Annotated in this window: 5 protein-coding genes; 3 read left to right on the top strand and 2 right to left on the bottom strand. The window is 40.5% G+C overall.

The window, feature by feature from the left end; translation table 11 throughout:
• Nucleotides 1-26 precede the first annotated feature (26 nt).
• A complete protein-coding gene (locus QZ055_RS07605) occupies nucleotides 27-1,586 on the top strand; it encodes a DUF438 domain-containing protein (protein ID WP_295825774.1) in 1,560 nt (519 codons plus the stop codon).
• A 162-nt stretch (nucleotides 1,587-1,748) separates the two neighbouring features.
• On the opposite strand, the gene QZ055_RS07600 is transcribed toward QZ055_RS07605, so the two are convergent.
• Nucleotides 1,749-2,942 (bottom strand): MalY/PatB family protein, encoded by a 1,194-nt coding sequence (locus QZ055_RS07600; protein ID WP_295825776.1) that lies wholly within the window; start codon nucleotides 2,940-2,942, stop codon nucleotides 1,749-1,751.
• 377 nt (nucleotides 2,943-3,319) lie between these two features.
• Between QZ055_RS07600 and QZ055_RS07595 the strand changes: the two genes are divergently transcribed.
• Nucleotides 3,320-4,672 carry an NAD(P)-dependent oxidoreductase gene (locus QZ055_RS07595; protein ID WP_105089890.1) on the top strand — a complete coding sequence of 451 codons (1,353 nt, stop codon included), beginning with the start codon at nucleotides 3,320-3,322 and terminating at the stop codon, nucleotides 4,670-4,672.
• A 346-nt stretch (nucleotides 4,673-5,018) separates the two neighbouring features.
• Nucleotides 5,019-5,294 (top strand): helix-turn-helix domain-containing protein, encoded by a 276-nt coding sequence (locus QZ055_RS07590; protein ID WP_295825771.1) that lies wholly within the window; start codon nucleotides 5,019-5,021, stop codon nucleotides 5,292-5,294.
• Here the strand turns inward: QZ055_RS07590 and QZ055_RS07585 are convergent.
• A complete protein-coding gene (locus QZ055_RS07585) occupies nucleotides 5,272-5,949 on the bottom strand; it encodes a lactate utilization protein (protein WP_295825768.1) in 678 nt (225 codons plus the stop codon). The two genes, QZ055_RS07590 and QZ055_RS07585, sit on opposite strands and share 23 nt — an antisense overlap.
• Between the last annotated feature and the right edge of the window lie 272 nt (nucleotides 5,950-6,221).

Here is a 6,221-nt window from a genome sequence, read left to right as displayed (position 1 = left end):
AATATTTTTGACACGAGGGGATCAAAATGGAAAAGAAATTAGATTTGTCCAAATCTGTATATGATTTGGTAAAAGAATATCCTGAAGTAACAGAGATTATGAAAAGCTTAGGGTTCAGTGAAATCACTAATAAAGTGATGTTGAACTCTGTTGGTAAAATCATGACCATTCCTAAAGGGGCTAAAATGAAAGGCGTATCCATGATCGATATCGTGAGCGCATTTATGAAAGCTGGCTTTACCTTGGAAGGTGAAATGCCAAACCTACATGGTGATGCGGAATCTGCTAAGGCTACTTCAGTAGAAGCAGATAAAGCTGCTGATAACACAGTGGAATCTAACAGCAGTGAAAATGCAGAGACTCAAGTAGACGATACTGTTACAGATAGCGAACGTGTAGAGCAATTGAAAGGCTTCTTGAAACGTTTAGGCACTGGCGAAGAGCTTGGTTCTGTTCGTGAAGATTTTGCAAGCCAATTCAAGCATGTTGAGGCTAGTGAAATCATGAAAGCTGAACAAGGTCTTATGCGCGAAGGTACACCTTTAGAAGAGGTACAACAATTATGCGACCTTCACTCTGCATTGTTCCATGGTTCTACTATTCATGAACAAATGGATGCTGAACATGCTAAGGTAGAGGCTGTTCTAGAGGCTCAAGAAAAGAGCAAGAGCGTAGTAATATTGGTAGAAACTGTAGGTCATCCGCTCAACCAATTAACAGAGGAAAATAAAGCCCTTGATGAGTTGATTGAGTCTATCCGTCCTAAAGTAGCAGATAAAACAGCAACTATCGATGATGTAAATACAGTGCGCCAAGTATCTGTTCACTATGCTAAAAAAGGCGACTTATTATATCCAAAATTGAAAGTAGATTATGCAATCGGTGGTCCATCCATGGTTATGTGGACTGTTGATGGCGATATCCGCGACCAATTGGGCGATTTAGCAAAATCTAGTCAAAGTGTAGACGACTGGTATAGACGTTTTGACGAGCTTCTTACACGTGCTCAAGAAATGATCTACAAAGAACAAAATATCTTGTTCCCAATCTGTGCAGAAAACTTCAGCAAAGAAGAATGGTATCAAATCTACAAAGATACAGCACAGTATGAAGATATCCTTGGTGTAAAACGTATTGCATGGTCAGAGGCTGATGCAGCATTAGCTACACAAACTACAAAACAAAGTGGTGATGATAATGCTATTGGTTTAATTGGTGGCACATTAACTGTAGATCAACTCGATGCTATGCTCAACACAATGCCAATGGAAGTAACCTTCGTTGACCATGAAGATATCAACCGCTACTTCAACGATGGTGAAAAGGTATTTAAACGTCCTACTACAGCTATCGGTCGTGATGTGTATTCCTGCCATCCACCAAAGGTTGAACCAATTGTACGCGGTATTATCGATTCCTTCCGTAAAGGTGACCGCGATAATGTGGCTGTATGGCTTGAAAAACAAGGCCGTCCATTCTATGTAAACTACATGGCTGTACGCGATCAAAACAATAACTATATTGGTACATTAGAACTCGTACAAGACATGCAATTTGCAAAGGAACATTTCGGTAGAATTAAATAAGAACCAATATAATACTTAGGTAATATGGTGAAACTATAATATAAAGAGGCTGCTCTAACATTGAATGATGCTAGAGCAGCCTCTTTTATTTGCACGAAATGAATTCTCTAATATGATTAATGTATTTCGTGAATTAATGTATTTCCTGATAAGAGGTATCCATTAAGGGTGTATGTGCTTGATTATATTATGGGTAGCAGTCTTAATGTTTTCAAGGCTAGTCGCCAAGTTAAGTCGCACAAAGGTGGCGTAATCTTCGCCTCCAAACCATTCGCCAAAGCTTGGTGCGATGTGGCATTTATTTTCGAATAGGTCATGCATATCTTCCGCCTTTACATAGGCGCCAAAATCAATCCAAGCCAAATAGGTGCCATCCATAGGGCTGATACGGATGTGTGGCAATGCCGTACGAAGTTCTCGGCACAGATATTCATAGTTTTCCCGAATGACAGCGAGTACATCTGCGAGCCATGCTTCCGCCTCTGGATGCGTGTAGGCTGCGGTGATGGCCGCTTCCGCAATAACGTCCGAGTCTGTGTGGTACACATGAGCTTTATAGGCGTTGAATTGGCTTCGTAGTTGTTCGTTAGGAATGATAACCTCTGCGTGGTGCAAGCTAGCCATATTGAACGACTTAGACAGGGAGGACATTGCAATCATATTATCCGCATAGGCCCCTTTACTTACTGTCAAGGTTGATGTGAATTCCGTTGGTCCCGTAATCAGGTCTTGATGAATCTCATCACTTATAATGAGCACATGGTGCCGTTGGCAGATGCTGAATAATCGATCCATTTCCTGTTCCGTCCATACGTGGCCGACAGGATTGTGCGGATTGCAGTGAATGAACAGTTTCACATCGTGCTTGGTAATCGCTGATTCAAAGGCTTCGTAATCGACGGTGTAGCGATTATCTTCAGTGCGATTCATAGGAATAGAGATAATTTGACGTTGGGCATCGCTGGCGCTTGTATCAAAGGCGCCATATACAGGACTTAGAACGGCGATGGCGTCATTGGTTTTGGTAAAAGCCCCAATACACCACATAATCCCTGTAATGACATTGGGCGCGCTCGTGAGCCATTCTTGCTTAAGACTACAGTTATGCCGATGTTTGTACCAGCTCATGACTGCCTCTATATAATCCGGATTTGTCATGGTGTAACCTAGAGGATTGGCTTTCACATAGTTACAAATGGCCTCTTGAATGCACTGAGGGGGCATAAAGTCCATATCGGCCACCCATAGTGGTAATAGGTCAGTACGGCTGAATTTTAAATGCTCGCCATCCCATTTGCGGGAATGAGAACCGCGGCGATCGATATAGTATGTTTTAGTAAAGTCTACTGTGTTCATAGTGAACCTCTTACATTCTGTTAGATTCATGAGGAGTTTATATATTATCAGTATACATGCATAGATATATATGTAAATATACACTTAAGAATTGCTGTTACCTTACCATTCGTTTCTATGCAATCCTTGCATGAATAGGGGCTATATTCGTATACAAAAGGTACTTTATTTGCTTGACTGTTGGGACTTTCACAATTTAGAATATACTATAGAATAGTGTGTGTCTGACCAGTGACCACACGTCTATCGAATGGTTACAAAAGATAAATCTTAGCAGCATGTGGCGACATCCCTATGTGAGAGGGCTCATCGGATTGTTCAGGTACATGCAACGCTGTATAAGTATAGTACTGGATCCTTGTTAGGAGGCATGTGCCATGAGTAACGAATTAAAACCACTACATTTTGATGCGGATTATACAATGGAGGAAGCGCTCGCTGAGGCGAAACGTTGTCTAAATTGTCCAAAACCATTGTGCCGTATGGGTTGCCCTATTGAAAACGAAATTCCACGTTTCATCCAAGCTATTGCGCACGGTAACTTCGGTTTAGCCAACGATATCTTGGCAGAACGTACAAACTTGCCATCCATTTGTGGTCGCGTATGTCCACGCGAAAACCAATGTGAAGGTAACTGTATCATGAACAAGGCGAAAAAACCGCCTATCAATATCGGTAAATTGGAACGCTTTGCTGCTGATTTTGAAAGCATCAATGAACTTCGCAAACCTAAGAAGATTAAACAAGATCTTGGTAAGGTTGCTGTTGTAGGTTCTGGTCCTGCAGGCTTGTCCGTAGCAGGTGATATCGCTAAACTTGGTTACGAGGTAACTGTATTCGAAGGTCAATCTGAACCAGGTGGCGTACTTTTATTCGGTATTCCAGAATTCCGTTTGTCTAAATCCGTTGTACGTCGTGAAATCGCTCGTCTTGAAGGTTTAGGCGTTAAATTCGTATGTAATACATTTATCGGTCAAGATAAAACATTGGATGAACTCTTCGCAGAAGGTTTTGACTCCATCTTTATCGGTACTGGTACACATATTCCTCAAGAAGTACGCATGGAAAATGATGAAGTGCATGGTGTATTCCAAGCAATGTACTTGTTGACGAATGTACAATTAGTGGAAAATGGCGAGCTTGATGCAGAGCAAATCCCTGTTAAAAAAGGCGACCGTGTTATCATCATCGGCGGTGGTAACGTAGCGATGGATGCGGCTCGTACATGCGTACGTTTAGGCTGTGAATCCGTTACTGTAGCATACCGTCGTAGCCAAGAACAAATGCCAGCATTGTTGTCTGAATACGAAGAAGCTCGTGCTGAAGGCGTTCAATTCCAATGGTTTGCTTCTCCAGTTGGCGTAGAAGGTAAAGATAAGGTAGAAGGCTTCAAATATGAAGTGATGGCTCTTAACGAAGATGGTGCAGGCATCCACGGTACTGGTAAGTTCCAAGTTATGCCTGTAGATAAAATCATCATCGCTGCTGGTCATAAACCAAATGCTCGTCTTATCGGCGAAGGGAATAATCTAAAAGTAGACGAAAAAGGGTACATCATTACATCTGAAGATCCATATGGTATGACTAACCGTGATGGTGTGTTCGCTGGTGGTGACGTTGTACATAAACCGGCTACTGTAGTATTGGCAATGCGCGAAGCTAAAAAAGCTGTTGATGGCATGGTTAAATACATGGAAATCAAAAAAGCTCAAGAAAGTGCTAACCAATAATCCTATATCTAATAATGATATGGCAATATTACTATTCAAGTGTATTCATAATGAATGGATAATGTATAGAAACTATATAAATCTAGATATTATCTATGCTGGTTGGTGTAATATAGTACATGTTTAGTACTAATTATCTCTATATATACAATAATTACACGAATTGTTGAAAACATACAGAACGTAATATGCGTAGAAAAAAGCCTTACTAGAACTAATTGATACATTAGTTTTTAGTAAGGCTTTTGTGTTATTACTTTTCAACTGCTACTAGGCAGTCAACCTACGATATGGGTATAGTAAAGGCATAACCATGTGTTGAGTGTGAAAGTAGATAGAGGTTGCTATGAATTCTATCCTATGTTGTCATGATATACAGATCCGACAAGAGGTCCACAAACTAGGTGTGTTGATTTTGCTTTGGCGTAGACAATTGGGCATGACGCAGTATCAGTTGGCAGATAAGTCAGGTCTAGCCCAATCTTATATCAGTGATCTTGAAAGTGGTGCTATCGATCCGCGATGGTCCACTATTTATAGAGTTGTATCTGGATTAGGGCAGATGAGCGTACAAGATTTTCTAAATGGGCCACAAACCATTAGAACCCTAAGGATTCATTGATGATAATAATCTCCATGGTTTGCATGTTGTGCATCTTTTTATAGTAGATTGTTAAGGCGTTGCAAATGCGATCCGGTGAGCCACAGTCATAACATTTTTCTTCTAATTTGGCACAAGGGTTGAGGGAGCTTTTCTTATTTTTTTTGCTGTTTAGCGGTGCTGCTACATTTCGTGCTCGATAAATAGCAGATGCTAAGTCAGGGGTAATCTTGTTAACTCCTAGCACAAAGAACACCTCTTGGGAACCAAAAAGAGAAGCTGCCACACGATTGCCTGTGCCATCGATGTTGACCATCTCACCTGTTTGAGACAATGCATTTACAGAGGTGAGAAATACATCGCGCCCCATGGTTCGTAATGCAGTGTCGCGGAAGCTTTCACCAGGAAGGGGACGTTGGATATCTGTTATATCATCGTTGACCTCGGATAAAGCATCATGTACATTGAGCTCTAATAAGGTGCGGGAATCGCCGATAGCCACTCGTTTGTTCTGAATACGAGACTGTAAATAATCAACAGCTTCAGTGCCTGTTTTAAAGTAATGAACTACGAAATTATTGCGCTCTAAAGCCTTAATCGTTTTCTCTATATCGATGGGAGCATCATTGATTTGGGAATTGATAACTGCGTTGATTGTTGTTTCTGTATTAGCCATAAGTCCTCCAAAAGTAGTTGTCTTAATTAGAACGTTAAAATTTGTGTCCTTACTGTTATTAAGCGGTTTATTACTATAATTGTAACGTTTTATATGGGGAGTATTCAACTCGCTGTTAATGGTAATGTTATGAAAATTAGAATAATAGGCTTAGAAAATAAATTTTACTTTTACCTATAGGTTGAATTTGCTATAATAATAGTATTGATATGGCATAAAGCCAATGTTAAGGAGGCAAAAATCGTGGATTTAATTCAAAAATTAAAAGACCA

The sequence above is a fragment of the uncultured Veillonella sp. genome, from assembly GCF_905209685.1.
Taxonomy (GTDB): Bacteria; Bacillota; Negativicutes; order Veillonellales; family Veillonellaceae; genus Veillonella.
Note: the sequence above shows the minus strand (reverse complement) of the source record. Positions and strands in the feature narration are given on the sequence as shown.

Excerpts from the sequence above, each read along its gene's own strand:
- QZ055_RS07590 (WP_295825771.1), top strand. The coding sequence starts at position 5,019 with ATGAATTCTATCCTATGTTGTCATGATATACAGATCCGACAAGAGGTC.
- QZ055_RS07595 (WP_105089890.1), top strand. The coding sequence starts at position 3,320 with ATGAGTAACGAATTAAAACCACTACATTTTGATGCGGATTATACAATG.
- QZ055_RS07605 (WP_295825774.1), top strand. The coding sequence starts at position 27 with ATGGAAAAGAAATTAGATTTGTCCAAATCTGTATATGATTTGGTAAAA.
- QZ055_RS07600 (WP_295825776.1), bottom strand. The coding sequence starts at position 2,942 with ATGAACACAGTAGACTTTACTAAAACATACTATATCGATCGCCGCGGT.
- QZ055_RS07585 (WP_295825768.1), bottom strand. The coding sequence starts at position 5,949 with ATGGCTAATACAGAAACAACAATCAACGCAGTTATCAATTCCCAAATC.